At 28.1% G+C, this 16,846-nt stretch carries 16 protein-coding genes; 10 read left to right on the top strand and 6 right to left on the bottom strand.

Annotated elements, in window-relative coordinates:
- Positions 1 to 120: 120 nt before the first annotated feature.
- Positions 121 to 309, bottom strand: a complete 189-nt coding sequence (locus tag J3E06_RS08280) for a hypothetical protein (RefSeq protein WP_013179985.1) — start codon at positions 307 to 309, stop codon at positions 121 to 123.
- A 43-nt stretch (positions 310 to 352) separates the two neighbouring features.
- Positions 353 to 865: a pyridoxamine 5'-phosphate oxidase family protein gene (locus J3E06_RS08275; protein WP_013179986.1), complete on the bottom strand. Its 513-nt coding sequence runs from the start codon at positions 863 to 865 to the stop codon at positions 353 to 355.
- A gap of 270 nt (positions 866 to 1,135) precedes the next feature.
- Here J3E06_RS08275 and pyrI point away from each other — a divergent pair, with 270 nt between their 5' ends.
- Entirely contained in the window at positions 1,136 to 1,597 is a 462-nt protein-coding gene (pyrI, locus tag J3E06_RS08270) for an aspartate carbamoyltransferase regulatory subunit (RefSeq protein WP_013179987.1), read from the top strand.
- A gap of 27 nt (positions 1,598 to 1,624) precedes the next feature.
- Here the strand turns inward: pyrI and J3E06_RS08265 are convergent, their stop codons facing one another.
- Positions 1,625 to 2,062, bottom strand: coding sequence for a hypothetical protein (locus J3E06_RS08265; RefSeq protein WP_013179988.1), 438 nt, complete (start codon positions 2,060 to 2,062; stop codon positions 1,625 to 1,627).
- A gap of 379 nt (positions 2,063 to 2,441) precedes the next feature.
- Between J3E06_RS08265 and iorA the strand changes: the two genes are divergently transcribed.
- The 3 genes from iorA to J3E06_RS08250 all read left to right on the top strand — a co-directional run bounded on the left by iorA (position 2,442) and on the right by J3E06_RS08250 (position 5,737).
- Complete coding sequence (gene iorA, locus J3E06_RS08260; RefSeq protein WP_013179989.1) at positions 2,442 to 4,250, top strand: indolepyruvate ferredoxin oxidoreductase subunit alpha; 1,809 nt, start codon at positions 2,442 to 2,444, stop codon at positions 4,248 to 4,250.
- Between the two features lie 131 nt (positions 4,251 to 4,381).
- On the top strand, positions 4,382 to 4,948 hold the full coding sequence (locus J3E06_RS08255; RefSeq protein ID WP_013179990.1) for an indolepyruvate oxidoreductase subunit beta: 567 nt from the start codon (positions 4,382 to 4,384) through the stop codon (positions 4,946 to 4,948).
- A 393-nt stretch (positions 4,949 to 5,341) separates the two neighbouring features.
- Positions 5,342 to 5,737: a helix-turn-helix domain-containing protein gene (locus tag J3E06_RS08250; protein WP_013179991.1), complete on the top strand. Its 396-nt coding sequence runs from the start codon at positions 5,342 to 5,344 to the stop codon at positions 5,735 to 5,737.
- 128 nt (positions 5,738 to 5,865) lie between these two features.
- Here J3E06_RS08250 and J3E06_RS08245 read toward each other — a convergent pair whose 3' ends face one another.
- Positions 5,866 to 6,483, bottom strand: a complete 618-nt coding sequence (locus tag J3E06_RS08245) for a DUF531 domain-containing protein (RefSeq protein WP_013179992.1) — start codon at positions 6,481 to 6,483, stop codon at positions 5,866 to 5,868.
- 253 nt (positions 6,484 to 6,736) lie between these two features.
- On the opposite strand from J3E06_RS08245, the gene J3E06_RS08240 reads away from it, so the two are divergent.
- From J3E06_RS08240 to J3E06_RS08220, 5 genes are all read left to right on the top strand, one after another.
- Positions 6,737 to 6,943 (top strand): 4Fe-4S binding protein, encoded by a 207-nt coding sequence (locus tag J3E06_RS08240; protein WP_013179993.1) that lies wholly within the window; start codon positions 6,737 to 6,739, stop codon positions 6,941 to 6,943.
- Positions 6,944 to 7,369: 426 nt separating this feature from the next.
- Entirely contained in the window at positions 7,370 to 8,500 is a 1,131-nt protein-coding gene (locus tag J3E06_RS08235; RefSeq protein ID WP_013179994.1) for a ZIP family metal transporter, read from the top strand.
- A gap of 557 nt (positions 8,501 to 9,057) precedes the next feature.
- The gene (locus J3E06_RS08230) at positions 9,058 to 9,642 is read left to right on the top strand and encodes a helix-turn-helix domain-containing protein (protein WP_013179995.1); all 585 of its coding nucleotides are present in this window, start codon (positions 9,058 to 9,060) and stop codon (positions 9,640 to 9,642) included.
- A 117-nt stretch (positions 9,643 to 9,759) separates the two neighbouring features.
- Positions 9,760 to 10,176, top strand: a complete 417-nt coding sequence (locus J3E06_RS08225) for an acyl-CoA thioesterase (RefSeq protein WP_048187101.1) — start codon at positions 9,760 to 9,762, stop codon at positions 10,174 to 10,176.
- Positions 10,177 to 10,425: 249 nt separating this feature from the next.
- Entirely contained in the window at positions 10,426 to 12,105 is a 1,680-nt protein-coding gene (locus tag J3E06_RS08220) for an AMP-binding protein (RefSeq protein ID WP_013179997.1), read from the top strand.
- A gap of 163 nt (positions 12,106 to 12,268) precedes the next feature.
- Here J3E06_RS08220 and cysS read toward each other — a convergent pair whose 3' ends face one another.
- Entirely contained in the window at positions 12,269 to 13,948 is a 1,680-nt protein-coding gene (gene cysS, locus J3E06_RS08215; protein WP_013179998.1) for a cysteine--tRNA ligase, read from the bottom strand.
- 166 nt (positions 13,949 to 14,114) lie between these two features.
- Between cysS and J3E06_RS08210 the strand changes: the two genes are divergently transcribed.
- On the top strand, positions 14,115 to 14,879 hold the full coding sequence (locus J3E06_RS08210) for a cobalt-precorrin-7 (C(5))-methyltransferase (protein WP_013179999.1): 765 nt from the start codon (positions 14,115 to 14,117) through the stop codon (positions 14,877 to 14,879).
- 172 nt (positions 14,880 to 15,051) lie between these two features.
- On the opposite strand, the gene J3E06_RS08205 is transcribed toward J3E06_RS08210, so the two are convergent.
- Positions 15,052 to 16,356, bottom strand: coding sequence for a dicarboxylate/amino acid:cation symporter (locus J3E06_RS08205; RefSeq protein WP_013180000.1), 1,305 nt, complete (start codon positions 16,354 to 16,356; stop codon positions 15,052 to 15,054).
- Positions 16,357 to 16,846 lie beyond the last annotated feature (490 nt).

Here is a 16,846-nt window from a genome sequence, read left to right as displayed (position 1 = left end):
CGTAGAATGGACTTCCGAAGGGCCAGTTTTAGTTTAATACTCCCTTCCCTTTTTTGATGAAACCTTTCAGGTTTCATTTACTCTTTTGTTTATTTTATTGGTTTTACAGTGAAATAGAATTTAACCTATATTTTTTAAATATTCATCTTTTTTTTTTGAAAATAAAGAATTTTCAAATGATTCAATAGTTTTTAACAGCTGTTCGAGTTTAGACTGAATACTGGGAATATCTACTATGCAGTTTAAAGTTTCTTCATAAATGGAGTATGATTTTTCATTAAATCCGTTATTATCTAATGATTTAACCATAATTGATATAAATTAATAATTATCGTTTATTTATTAATTTTTATTAATTTTTATTATTGGTATTATTAGTATTATTAGTATTATTTTTATTTTTTAGTGCAATAATATCTTCAACGTCCACCAATTTCCAAACATAAGTATTATCACTTTCTATTATTGAATCAACAGAATCACTGGAACTTTGACCAAGTGCTTCAAGAACTATTTTTGATAAATTCTTAGACACTATCATATCTACAAACATCTGTTTTACGGCATCTTTTTTTGCAGGCTCTTCTTCGTGAATTATTGTTCCCTGAAGTGTCATAAATTTAAAACAAGACATATCTTTTGCAAATTTATCAATTTCCACAGATACTTGCGGATTATCTTTTAAAAGTTCTATTTTCCTCCCGTATTTTGTCGAAAGAAAATAAATAAATTCTCCGTCAAACACATATAAAAATGGCGCAATATATGGGTGTTTTGAACCCCCGAATGCGATTCTTGAAACATAATTTTCACGCAATAAATCATCGTATTCTTTTTTATTCATACTTGGTATTTTAAAGACCATATTAACCCCCCAAATGGTTTTAAAGATGATTATTTAGTTAATAATTAGTTAATAATTAGTTAATATTTAGTTAATTAGGTACTTATTTAGTTAATTAATATATATCGTCTGTAATAAAATTGTATAAATAAGTCTATATATAAATTCCTAATATTGATAAATTATATACTATAAAATGAAGAATATATTTAAAATAATGTAAATTGATAATGTAAATTGATAACTTATAGATATAATAAAGTGATATAATATAGTTATAATGGTGAATTTATGGTTGCAGAAATCGATAAAAAACAGTTAAAAGTGAAACCAATTGAAAACGGAACAGTTATAGACCATATTGAATGTTCAAAGGCGTTAAATGTTTACCAAATATTAAATATGCCAAAAGATACAACTTTAACTTTAGCTATGAATGTTAATTCAAAAAATGGCGCTAAAGATATCTTAAAAATAGAGGGCAAGGAGCTTTGTGAATCCGAAGTAAGTAAAATAGCTTTAATATCTCCAAATGCTACCATAAATATTATAAAAGATAGCAAAGTCTTAAAAAAGTTTAAAGTGCAAGTTCCTGATGAAATTGAGGGCATATTAATATGTACAAATCCTAACTGTATTACAAATAAAGAAAAAGTAAATGGTAAATTTACAATAGAAGATAAGGAAAAATTAAAAATAAGATGTAATTATTGTGAAAAATTCATAAACGAGATAAAAATAAAGAAAGAATAAATTAGAATAAATTAGAATAAATTAATATCATAAATAAGATGGTTCTTTTCTTTTTTTGGATTTTTCCAATCTTTTTCGCTGTTTTTTATGTTCTTCGCACAGATATGCGAAAAATACGTATGCTAAAATACTAAACATTACCACAGATACTAAGGTAATTACGTACTCAGTGCCTCTATCCATTACCGGCACCCCTTGAGCTAATTCTTTGAGTAATTCTATTTTATAGTTTGAAGAAGTGATATTTTTATCAATAGATTCAATATCATTGACGTTATTTAAATTATTAATATTTAAGAGTAATCCCGTACAAACGTTTAAAAATAACATAGTAATAACTAAAAATAAAAATATTTTTTTTATACTATCTTTTTTATTCGATAATGTATTAATATTTTTAATATTTTTAATATTTTTAATAATATTCAACCGTTTAAAAACCGATTTAAAAGACAAAACTGTCAAAATTACCCTCTTTATTATCTTTATTTGTCCCTATTTATCCCTATTTATCCTATTTTATTTTTATTCTATAATTAATTATTTTTAATTAATAATATATTAATTTAAGTATGTAATTATATCAATGTTCTATGATAGGCGATATTTTTATTTGAAGAATTACTTAATATTTATATATGATTTGAAATTATTATATTGTGTATACTATCACTATTAATAATTACAATTATTATTTATCATTGATTACTATTGATTATCATTAGATTATCATTAGATTATAATTACTTTAAAATTTCTTTAAAACCACATCTGTATTGAAATATTATTAAATGAAATATTATGAAATTACTCAGTATAACTATTGATTGAATTGAGGTAAATTATGTCAAAAAAAGAATTATTGCTCGGAAACTTTGCAGTAGCTCGTGGTGCGTACGAAGCAGGCGCAACTGTGGCTACAGCTTATCCTGGGACTCCCAGCACTGAAATAACAGAGTATATTGCACAATATGATGAAATAAATTCTGAATGGTCTACAAATGAAAAAGTAGCTTTAGAAGTAGCTATTGGGGCATCAATTGCAGGCTCAAGAAGTATCGTTTCAATGAAACACGTCGGTTTGAACGTAGCTGCGGACCCATTTATGACAGTAACGTATACGGGTGTTAACGGAGGTCTCGTACTTGCTGTAGCAGATGACCCAAGTATGCACAGCTCCCAAAACGAACAAGACACCAGATACTATGGAATGGCAGGAAAATGTCCAGTTTTAGAACCTTCAGACAGCCAAGAATGTAAAGATTATACAAAAATGGCATTTGAGATAAGTGAAAAATTCGATACGCCTGTGATTTTAAGATTAACTACGAGGATATCCCATTCTCAAAGTATCGTAAACTTAAATGAAAGAATATCTGATGAAGAAATAATTATAAAACCTTATGATAAGAACCCAGAAAAATACATTTCTGCACCGGCAAACGCAAGGAAAAGAAGAGTAATTATAGAAGAAAGACTCGGCAAACTTCAAGAATTTGCAAATAATCCACAAAATAACTTGATAAATGTAGAATATAATGATAAATCAATAGGTATTATTACAAGTGGTGCAGCTTACCAATATGCAAAAGAAATATGTCCTGAAGCTTCATTTTTTAAATTAGGAATGGTTTACCCATTGCCTAAAGAAGCAATTACTGAATTCATTAATAATTGTGATAAAGTTTATGTAATTGAGGAGTTAGAACCTATTTTTGAAAAAGAAATAAAATCCTGGGGATTAAACGTAATTGGTAAAGAAATATTCCCAACAATTGGCGAATTAAGTCCGGAAATTGTAAGAAAATGCTTAAAAGAGGTGGGTGAATTAGAAACTGGTTCTTTAGTCGTGCATAACATACCTGATGAGGAAAATGGGCAAAATGAATTACCTGTTAGACCACCTGTATTATGTCCCGGGTGTCATCACAGAGGTCCATTTTACATTTTGAAAAAGCTTAAATTAAACGTTTCTGGCGATATTGGGTGTTATACATTAGGTAGTGTCCCACCATTAAGTGCTATGGACACAACAATATGTATGGGTGCAAGTATTGGAATGGCACACGGCTTTGAAATGGCAAAAGGCAAGGAATTTGCTAAAAAATCCGTTGCAGTTATTGGAGATTCCACTTTCTGGCATTCTGGCATAACTGGTTTGATTGACATAGTATATAACAAAGGAACAAGTACCGTTATTATATTAGACAATTCTATCACTGCTATGACTGGACATCAAGAAAATCCTTCAACCGGTAAAACTCTTAAGGGCGATATAGCCCCACAAATTGATTTCGTGGCACTTGGTAAAGCTATAGGTATTAAAAGAGTTGTAGAAGTCGATGCTTATGATTTAAATAGGCTTGAGGAAGTAATTAAAACCGAAGTAAATACGGAAGAACCATCGCTTATTATCACAAAAAGACCGTGTATATTAATAAAAGGCGTTAAATTCGAATATAAAGACTTATATGTAAATTCTGAAAAATGTAATGGTTGTAAATTATGTTTAAGAATCGGATGCCCTGCAATTTCATTTAATAATGAAACTAAGAAAGCGGAAATTGATAAATCGCTCTGTGTAGGCTGTGGACTTTGCGTAGATATTTGTAAACGCTCTGCAATTGAATTAAAGAATGATAAAGAAAATTAAAAAAAATAAAATAGTAAAATAGTAAAATACCATACAAATATTAATATTAAAATTAAAATTAATATTAAAATTTTGACAATAATTAATAATAAAAATGAAATAATCATAAGAATCATAAGTTAGGTGGAATTATGAATATATTAATTGCAGCAGTCGGGGGTCAGGGTGCCGTATTAGCTTCCAAAGTACTTGGTAAGTTAGCTCAAAACATCGGAAAAGATGTAAAGGTGTCCGAAGTTCACGGAATGTCTCAGAGAGGCGGTAGTGTAGTAGCCCACGTTAAATTTGGTGATAAAATATACTCTCCAGTAGTTGAAAAAGGTTCTGCAGATATTGTATTGGCTTTTGAACTATTGGAAGGTGCAAGATATACCGATTATTTAAAAGAAAACGGCATATTAATTTCAAATACTCAAAAGATAAGTCCTATGCCTGTAATCATCGGGGCTGTTGAATATCCTAAAGATATCAAACAAAAAATTAAAGAAGACAATATCACTGCAAAATTTGTAGATGCACTTGACGTAGCAAAACAAGCAGGCAATATAAAAACCGTTAACACTGTTTTAATCGGATTACTTGCAAAAAATAGCCCTATTGAAAAAGATGAATGGTTAAAAGCTATTAAGGAAACAGTACCTGAAAGATTTTTGGAAGTAAATTTAAAAGCTTTCGAAATGGGATATTCTTTAAATTAATCCCTAATTAATTAGAATTCTTTATGAATAAGTCTTAAAAATAAGTTATTAAGGATTATATTTATTTTTAATTTTTTATGGGACAAATTTAATATATTCATATAACAGGTGGCATAATGGAAATATTGAATAACTATATAAACAATTAACTATAAACTTTTTATCGTGGGATAAAAGAAGATACGTGAATGGGGTTATTACGTTTGAAGATGGATTAAGAAGACTAAATGGTTTTAAATTTAATACATTAGGTTAGTTAATTTAATTTAATTTAATTATTTAATTTAGCTAATTAATAAAGTAATATAAATATAATGATTAAATAAGTAATTAAAATATTTTGTAATTATAGGGGCGATTAACTAAATTATTTCGTTAAGTGGAGGGGAAAATTTGACCAAAGATTTAAGTTCTGTTAATAAAGAATTAGTAGCAAATCTATCTAAATTAATGGGTAGTGAGGTCAAAGCTAAAATATACGTATATTTAAGGATGTATGGAGAGAGTACTGTAGATGAAATTGCAGAAGGGACTGGCATATATCCGTCAACTGTACGGGAGTCAATATTTGAAATGTTTAATGAAGACCACGTATTTAGGAAAAAAATGGATAGGGAAGGTTTGGGTAAAAAACCATACGTATATTCGTCAATTGACCCTGTAGACCTTGTAAAAGAAATTTCTGTCGAAATTGAAGGTAAATTAAACGATTTGGCATTAATCGATAAAAAAATATCTGATAAAAAAGTTAAAGGTGTAAAACCAATCGTTTCAATTAATGTTAATTAATTAAATAAGTAATTAATAAGTAATTAATAAGTAATTACTTAATTAATTAAAGTTTTTACACTTTTAATATTATGTTATTTTTATTTCTTTTTATTTCTTTTTATTTATTTTTACAGTAGTATATTATTTTATTCGTATTTTGCCATTGTACTGATTACTGCAGGTATTGAAGCAATCGCCGTGCAAGTTTCAAGAGATAAACCTTTTTCAGTAATATCCAAGTCATAATGACCCATTTTCATTACGTCTTTAGGTAAACCGTGTCTCCCCAATCCAATAAATACGCCACAGGGCTTTTTTTGTAATTCTTCGAGCACTTTTTTAGGAGTAATCAATTTTTTAGGGTCGGGTTTTGATGTTGTAGCTATCGGGGTTCCGAACTGTGCTTGATATTTATTTGTTATTAAAAATCTATTATTGTCTATCAAATTCCTTAAATAACTACCTGAACCGCCTATCGTAGTCTCAATTAATTTTATAACGTCTTTTTCATTATTAGCAGTATCTAAACCATCTAAATTTTCTATCTTATCGACCGGAAAATCATATATTGCTAAATTCCAGTCAAAAGCCGTACAAATTGGTGCAGCTCGGGCTATTGCTCTTTTATGGGCTTCATGCCATTTTGATTTATCGTATGAATTGTACAATATCATAGTACATCTTTTATAATTTTTAGGTTTATTTTTATTGGAATTCTTTTTATCGTATTTTTTATAGTCATATTCGTAGTTTGATTCATTCATAATTACACCAAAAATTTAATAAATTTTGAATTTTTATATTTTTAATTATTTTTAATTATTTTTAATTATTTTTAATTATTTTTTACTTACCATTTTATCCTAACTTATAATATTTAAAGTGTAATATAAAAATACATAAATAATAAAATGCTAATTTATATTATGGGCATATCTTATTAAGATTTGATAGTAATACTTATGGTGGGCATATGTATAACTCTAAATAATCCTAAAAAGATAAAATGTGATAATTATGTCCGTACAGATAATTGTTAATAAAGACAAGTGTAATGGTTGTGAAAAATGCTATTATGCTTGTCCAAAAGGGCCAAGAATATGGAAAAAAGACAAAGATGGTAAATTTTACGTTTATGACGTATCAGATTGCCATAATTGTAAGATTTGCGTAGGAAAATGTCCTGTAGATGCAATTACTATTAATATACTAAAAGATGAATAGTTAAATGGCGTAAGCCATTAGTTAGATAACTATTTAAATTAATTAATTAATTACTTAATTAATATAATATGACTGTAAAAAATAAAAAAGAAATAACACTTAAAATAACTATCGCATATAATAAATATCATATATTTAATAATTTTATTTTTATTTAGTTTAAAACGATTTTTATTATTTTTATTATTATTTTTATTATTATTATTTTCACATATTAAATTTAAGTAAACTTAATATTATTAAGTATGCTTAAATATTAGAACATCTCATTATATAATATTATATTATTATCGGGCTAAAAATGGGTCAAAAAAGGATTAAAACGAAAAAATAGGCTTAATATTAGATTTTCTAATAAGCATATTAGAAAATGTTAAATAAGATTAAAAAACTTGAAATATATAAATTATATTATGGGTGTTTACAATGATTGATGTATCAATTAACGAAGGTATGTATGTAGCAATTATCGCATTTTTTATAATGATTTTTGGGGGCTTTTTGGCATACTACACAAATTTTTTAAAAGAATCCGAAAATTACGAGTTATTTGCAGGAGGATTTTTGTTAGGGGCGAGCATATTTATTATGATACCTGAAGGATATTCTAAATATTCTACATTATACGTATTATTGGGTATAATACTTGTAATACTATTTGAAAAATATTTTAGAAAATGGGGTATACATCATCAATTGCACGTTATTAATAAATTACATAGTATTAATACTAACAATAAGGGCAATAATTCCAAAGAAAGTTATAATAAAATTGATAATGGCGATGTATTTAATAATAAAAACAAAAATGTGGATACCTTTGGGAAATTCAAAAATAAAGTTTCTAATACGCTTGTTGAGATAATCGATTATGATATAAATCATAGTGATGTAATTAGGGAAGAAAATAACGATAATAATAATAATAATAATAATAATAAAAATAATAATAAAAATAATAATAATAATAAAAATAAAAAGAAATTTGAAAATTACACAATGGATAAAATTAATTCAAATACCTGTAGAAATTGCGATAATTTAAATTTAAAAACAATAGAAGAGGATAAAGTAAATACAAGTCCGAAATTACCTGAAGAAATAATTCAAAAAAATATCTCCAGTTTTGAGAAAATATATGAAAATGTAGATGTTAGAATTAAATATATTTATCCGATTTCATTTTTTATACACGCATTTATTGATGGGTTAGTAATTGCTTTAACGTTTATTAGCAGTTTAGGAATGTCTTTGTACCTTGCAATACTATTGCATAAATTACCGGCAGGTTTTGCATTATTTTCCCCGTTAAAAAAGTATTACGGACCATATACTTTATTAATTGGGAGTATTGTTTCCTTTTCAACGGTATTGGGGACAATTGTGGGACTTTGGCTATTATCTGAATTACCCGTTAAACCACTAATATCATTTTCAGCAGGTGTTTTTATCGCTACGTCTATGTTATTACTTATAAATCCAAAACACGCAAATATAAAGGGATTTTACTACATACTGTTAGGAATCTTTGCTGTAGGAATTGTAAGTCTCATATAATTTTATTTACTACATATTTTACTTTTTTTACTTTTTTTACTTTTTTAATTTTAAATTTAAGTTTAAATTTAAGTTTTTATGATTTCAAACGACAAATTAGTACTTTTTGCAATTATTATTCAGTATATCTAACATTTTGACCGTTAACTTTTTAAATAATAAGATATATTTTAAACTTAATGTTTTGGTTTATGTATATGTATAAATCAATTAATTATTAATTGAAGTGCGTAAACTAATCATTAAATCTAACAATCAATATATAAAATAAACTAAAATAAACTAAAATAAATAAACTAAAATAAAATTGAAATAAGGAAAGGTCCAATATGAAAAAACAAAAAACTTGTACGAATTGTACAAAACCTCAAATGAGGCAAAATTGTAAAAAATCGGAGATATCCGAGTAAAGAATGAGTACAACTAATTAAATTCAATATATAATTAATTAACTTAATTAAAATTGAATAAAGTTAAAAAAATACAAAAATAGAACAAAATAAACAATTAAAATAAAAATAAAAATAAGTTGTACTCCATGTAAAAAGAGGGTAAGTATGTCAGAAAAGAACAACCAAGTAGGAATAAAAATTAAAAAAGTTAGAGAATTAAATAATATGTCTATTGAAGAACTTGCAAAAGTAAGTGGCAACGATGTTGAGTTGCTCAAAAAAATTGAAAACGGCGATTTGATACCATCATTAAAACCATTAATCGCAATTGCAAGAGCTTTAGGCGTTAGGTTGGGTACTTTTTTAGATGACTTACCTGAATTAGGACCAGTTGTATCAAGATTTGGTGCATCAGAAAATGTTGTTAGATTTTCAGGAAAAAAAACGTACTCCAACGACGAAGAAAGCAAATTAAACTTTTATTCGTTAGCTGCGGGTAAAATAGATAGACACATGGAACCATTTATTATTGATGTGTATCCACAGGCAAATGAGGAAATTGAATTATCTTCACACGAAGGTGAAGAATTTATTTACGTTATGAGCGGAGAGATTGAAATTAATTACGGACAAGAAGTATATACATTAGCAAAAGGAGACAGTATATACTATGATTCAATCGTACCTCATAATTTACACGCTAAAGACCAGAATTCAAAAATTTTAGCAGTTGTATATACACCATTATAAAGATTAAGGAACTTTGCGAACTTTAAATAACATATTAAAGTTAAAATAAATAACAATATATGAAAAATAGAAAAAAATAACTTATTTAAAAATTAAAAATTAAAAATGGTGTATAAAATGTATGAATTAACCGTGGAACCAAGATTTGGCGATATTGATGGATTGCGCCACATAAACAATACCGTGTTAGCAGTATGGTTTGAACAAGCAAGAAACCCAGTTTTTAAGTTGTTCACACCTAACTTTTCCACAACACACGAAGATTGGAAACTTATAATGGCACACACAGATTTTGACTTTGTTGGTCAAATGAAGTTGGGTCAATATATAAACATAAAAACTTATGTGAGTAGGGTAGGCAATAAATCCTTTACTTTATATCACGAAGCTTGGCAAGACGGTAAATTATGTGTAAAAGGCAGTGCAGTAGTTGTTCATTTTGATTTTATCGAACAGAAAACAGTTCCTATCCCGGATGATATAAGGGAAAAGTTAATGGAACATTTTATTGACCTCGATGAAAATAAAAATTAAATCGAAATAATAATCATTTTAAACAATTTATTGCTTTTTTTACATTTTTACATTGGAAATAAATTCAAATTAATATTTTATGGAAAACTAATTTAATAATATTTTATAATAATATGATTTAATATTAAGTATATTATGGTAAATTAAATTATATTTTGTTATAATTTTAAGGTAATTAAATTAGAAATAATTAAAAAAGTAAAATGTGATTATATGGTAAAAAAAACAGGAAACACATACTATGAAAGCATGAAAACACCCGTGGATTACGGAAATCTATTCACAGAAGAGACAATGGGCGAATTTTTTGAGAAAATTGTAGCAAAAGACCCTGACCGTGAATTTATTGTATACCCAGATAGGGATTTAAGATTTACATATGGCGAGTTTAATAAACGTGTCGATATGATGGCAAAAGGTCTCTTGGAAATTGGAATTAAAAACGGGGATAATGTCGGTCTTTGGGCAAGAAACGTGCCGGACTGGTTAACTTTCGTATTTGCTACCGCAAAAATCGGAGCTGTGGCCGTAACAGTTAACACGTCATACAAAAGCCACGAACTTGATTACGTGCTTAAACAATCTGATATGAAAGCTTTAGCGATTGTTGACCAATTTAGAGACGTAAATTACATTGAAACAGTTTACGAATTAATACCTGAGTTAAAAACACAGCGAAGAGGGGAGTTAAACAGTGAAACTTACCCTTATTTAAAAAATGTAATGTATATCGGTCCTGAAAAACACAGGGGTATGTATAATACCCACGAAATAATGTTATTGGGTAAACATATAGCTGACGAAAAGCTCGAAGAAGCTAAAAAGGAAGTTAAAAACACTGATGTGGTAAATATTCAATATACGTCAGGAACAACAGGTTTCCCGAAAGGTGTAATGCTTACGCATAGAAATATCCTTAACAATGGATACTATATCGGAGAAAGTATGCACTATTCTGAAAAAGACAGAGTATGTTTACCAGTTCCGTTATTCCACTGTTTCGGTATCGTACTTGGAGTTATGGCAACTTTAACGCACGGTGGTACGCTTGTAATGATTGAATTATTCGACCCCGTACTCACACTTGCAGCAGTCCAAAAAGAAAGGTGTACATCACTTTATGGGGTTCCTACAATGTTTATTGCAGAGTTTAGCCACCCTATGTTTAAGATGTTCGACCTTAGCTCATTGAGAACCGGTATTATGGCAGGTTCAACTTGCCCAACTGAAGCAATGAAAAAGGTAATTGATGAAATGAATATGTCTGAAATTACAATTGCTTACGGTCTTACGGAAGCTTCACCCGTATTTACTCAAACAAAGGCTACGGACAGTATTGATAAAAGAGTTAATACTGTTGGTGTGGCTTTACCCCATAGTGAGGTTAAAATTGTAGACCCTGAAACCGGCGAAATAGTTGGTAAAAACCAAGTGGGTGAAATTTGCTGTAGGGGCTACAATATAATGAAAGGATACTATAATATGCCTGAAAAAACCGCTGAAACGATTGACGACGACGGTTGGCTTCATAGTGGTGATTTAGCAGAACAAGACGATGACGGATACTATAAAATCGTTGGAAGAATAAAAGATATGATTATTAGGGGTGGAGAAAACATCTACCCGAGAGAAATCGAAGAATTTATTCACACGATGGATGGCGTAAAAGACGTACAAGTTGCAGGTATTCCTGATAAAAAATACGGTGAAATCGTCGGAGCTTTTGTAATTTTAGAAGAAGGCGCTGATTTAACCGAAGAAGACATTAGAGATTACGCAATTACAAAAATTGCAAGGTATAAAGTACCTAAATATGTTTTTATGGTTGAAGAATACCCACTTACAGCAAGCGGTAAGATTCAGAAGTATAAATTATCGGAACTCGGTAAAGAGTTAGTTGAAAAAAGATTGCAAGAAAATAAATTGTAATCGGCTGTAAATATATTATATTGTAAAAATATAAAAAATTAAATATAAAAAATTAAATATTTAATAAAAATCCTTTCCTTTATTTCAATTTTAGTTTTATTTTATTTTATTTTATTTTACTATTTTTACCAAATCGATTATTTTATTATTTATTATTTATTATTTATTTGTAAATCCAACGAGTACCTTTTGGATTATCCTCAAGTAAAATGTCTAATTTTTCCAAATTATCCCTTATTTTATCAGCCATTTCATAATTTTTATTATCTCTCAATTCTTCACGTAATTCAAGTATCAAATTCATTAATCCATCTATTTTTACACCATCTGCGAATCCTATTTCGGTATTTAGTATTTTATCCATACAAACAGCACTTTCTTTTACTTCTTCCTGGTACCCATACCGTTTTAAACAATTTAAATAACAATCAATTTTTAAATCGCCAAAAATACCGAATACTTCACCAACGTCCCTGTAAAATTCCAAAGCTTGAATTATAATTGCAGTGTTTGCATTAGAATTTTCTAAATTGTCAAGTTCCGCCATATATTTATTAGTCGCACCAACTAAGCTATTTAATACCCTAACAGCTTCTACGGTGTTAAAATCATCGTCCATAGCATCGTAATATTTATTTCTACACGTATAAAGTATATTCATAAATTCTACGTCGTTAACTGTTAATTTATTTTTAACTTCAGAATTTTTTGAATAATAAATTAATTTTTTAATTGCATTTTCAAATTTATTCAATGTATTTTTAACGTGAGATAATGATTCGTCCGAATAATCAAGAGGCGAACGATAATGTCGCTGTATAAAGAATAATCGCAACGTATCTTTATCATATTTTTTTAGCATATCTTCAATAGTCACAAAATTACCAAGACTTTTGCTCATTTTTTCGCCATTTACTCGCACAAAACCCGTATGCATCCAATATTTAACGCAAGGAGCTTCAAAATAGCTATCACTCTGAGCAATCTCATTCTCGTGATGGGGGAATGCTAAATCTTTACCCCCTCCGTGTATATCGAAACATTCTCCAAAGTATTTCGCACTCATAACTGAACATTCAATATGCCACCCAGGTCTTCCTTTACCCCAAGGGCTATTCCAAGCTGGTTCTATACAAGTATCTCCGTCAAAAACTGGCTCGTTGAACTTCCAAAGTGCGAAATCTTCCACGTTTAGTTTACCATTTTTATCTTTATTTTCATTATTATTTTCATTATTATTTTCATTATTATTTTGAGCTTCTTTGGATTTAGGCTTTAATTTGTCTAAATTTATATTACTAAGTCTACCATATTGCCTAAATTTTCGAACGTTAAAATAAACTCCGTCTTTTGCGATATAGGCATAATCTTTTTCCACCAAAACGCCAATAAAGTCTATAATCTCAGAAATGGATTGTGTAACTTTAGGATATACGTTTGCAGGTTCTACGCCTAAAGAAAGCATATCTTTTAAAAAAGAAGCAATATTTTCCTCAGATACGTTTTTACAATCTACTTTAAGATTTTTAGCTTTATTTATTATTTTATCATCGATATCAGTGAAATTAATAACTAAATAGACGTTGTATCCCTTATGTTCCAAATATCTTTTTATTACATCAAAAGACACGTATGTACGACCGTGTCCTAAATGAGACGAATCATAAACCGTAGGTCCGCAAATATACATTTTTACGGCTTTTTGCTCTAAGGGTCTAAATTTTTCCATAGTATTTGTTAAACTATTGTACACTTTGATAAAATATCCTTTTTCACTCAAAGCCCTTTTATTTTCATTATCCTTATCAGTATTATTTGAATTTTGAGGGTCTCTGTGTATCATAGTATCGCTACCTCGTGCTTTTTTGATTTACTGCAACGATTTCAATAATTTGGTTTAATAATTTTAATTGCGTATAATTATATGTTTGTAAAATTATATAAACTATATAATCGATATTCTATGACGAATAAACGTGTAGTATGTTATACAATAATAGGTGTGTAAAATGATTTATATTATCGGAATTGGGGCGGGAAACAGTGATTTATTGACATTTACGGCGTTAAATACAATTTATAATATGGATGTATTAGTAGGCAGTCGTAGAAGTGTAGAATCCATTATAAATTTTAATAAAAATGCAAATTTAAACATAAAATTAGATGTAGATGTAGATGTAGATTTAAAATTAAAAGATAAAGAAATAATTTATTTATCAAAAAATCTCCGGGAAACTTTGAAAGATATAGCTTTTGATGAAAAATTTAAAAATAAATCCATAGGTATTTTATCAACAGGAGACCCGTGTTTTAGCGGTTTGTTAAAAACTATGTTAAGTTTGGGCGTAAATAAAGATGATATAACGGTCATATCAGGTATTTCATCGATACAAGTAGCTTGTGCAAAATTAAAAATATCTTGGGATGACTACAATATACTTACATTGCACGGTAAAGAGCACAATCGTGATTTACTGTGCAATATGGTGAGCAATAAACAAAATGTAATATTTTTACCGAGTGAAATAAAAAAAGATGTAGAATATTTATTATATACTGCAAATATCAATAAAGATAATACTAATAAAAATAATACTAATAAAGATAATAAGAATATCGGTAATCTACAAGATTTAAAAATTACAATTTGTGAAAATTTATCGTATCCTAATGAAAAAATAACAACGTTTAAGCTCGTTGAATTGCTTGATAAAATAGAAAATGGCTTAAAATTTTCCTATATGGCAGTATGTGTGATAAATTTTGAATAAACTATAATTTTAAATTATAATTTAACAATAAAAAAGAAATAAATATTTTATATTATATTTTTAGTTAGTTAATTTAAATAATTTGTTAGTTAGATAGTTTATTTATATAGTTTATTTAGATTTGACATTTTGATTTAGAATATTATACTTTTTTATAACTTTTTATAACTTTTTATAACTTTTTTTGAACGTTTTCGTCGACTAAGCCTTCAGTTTTACCAACTAAGTAAGTCATTACCAAATCACCGGTAACGTTGTTCATAGTTTCGAACATATCTAAAATTGGGTTCACTGCAATAGCTAATGAAACAACAATCGCTATTTGTTCAGGTGCTAATCCCATAGTACCTAAAATAATGAATAAAAGCATTAAACTTCCACCTGGTACGCCACCAGCACCAATTGAAGCCAATACGGTTGTAATTACCATAACGAGAATTGAATCAATTGTCATTGAGATACCAAACATATTTGCAGCGAAGAAAGCCCACATTGGTAAGTGAATACAAACTCCGTCCATATTGATTGTAGCACCTAATGGTAATGTAAATGAAGCTAATTCTTCCTTCACACCTAATTCGTCTCTTGCAACTTCCATTGAAACCGGTAATGTAGCCGCACTACTTCTTGTAGCGAATGCTGTAACCATAGCTTCCTTAATTTTATTGAATATTTTTAATGGGTTTTCTCTTCCGATTAAAATCAATAATCCAGAGTATACAAATGCTATTAATCCTAAAATACCGAGTACAATACCGATAACTATTTGTCCATAGCTTCCGAGTAAGTCAGAACCGTAAGTCCCAAAGTTTACAATTGTCAAAGCTAAAACACCGATTGGAGCGTATTCCATAACCCAATTAACAATTTTAAACATTGAAGCGTTAACTGACTTAGCAAAATCGATTAAAGCGAATGCTCTCTTTGATTCTTCTTCGTCAAGTGGTTTATCGGCTACCAATCTTGTAGCAACACCAAATAAAATTGCGAAAACAATAATGGGCAAGAAATTACCTTGTGCGAGTGATGCAAAAGGATTTGCGAACATTCCTAATAAAATACCAATAATATCAGCAGATGGTTGTACACCAACTTGTGCAACTGAACTTGCAACTTGCTGAGGTGTGAAACCAACACCTGGGTTAAATAACATTGCTACGAGTACACCAAATAATGATGCGAACAATGAAGTCATTAAATACCATAAAATAGTCTTAATACCTACTTTTCCAAGCTTACCAAGTGGTATACTTGCAGCACCTGCAATTAATGAGAAAAATATGATAGGTATCACAATCATTTTAAGCATATTTACTAAAACAGTACCAAACGGTGATAAATAAGCACTAATAACGTTTATTAAGTCAGGGGAATAGAATGATATCGCTAAACCAATAGGTAAGCCGATTACTAACGCACCCAACATTCTTGCAACTAACGGTATGCTTGTATAAGCATTTATTATTTTGTTAGACATAATGCACCTCCAAGTTATAAGATATACTTTAATATTTCATAATTATATACTTTTTGATTAATCTTCTTGTTTTATTGAATTTTTTTATAAAAAAACGAAATATGGCGATAATATCTTAAAATAACCCTTTTATACTCTTAAATGAAAATATAAAAATATAGTAATATAAAAATATACAAATGTATTGATATTATTACTATTATTATTTTATTAGTTTATTATTATTATTATTATTATTATTAGTATTATTATTAGTTTATTATTAGTTTATTATTATTATTATTAGTTTATTATTATTATTATTAAAATTATTAAAATATATCATAAGTTATACAAGTATACTGTAATACTTTTATAGAAAACTTTATTTATTATTAATATCATATCGTAAATTATATTAATTAGTAATACTATTTTCTAATTTATATGAATAATAATTCATAAAGTTTAAAAAATTATTACGATTAACTAAAAAGCTAATTGAATAGAT

It is taken from the genome of Methanococcus voltae, from assembly GCF_024807655.1.
In the GTDB taxonomy this organism is placed as follows: Archaea; AGJL01; Methanococci; order Methanococcales; family Methanococcaceae; genus Methanococcus; species Methanococcus voltae_D.
Note: the sequence above shows the minus strand (reverse complement) of the source record. Positions and strands in the feature narration are given on the sequence as shown.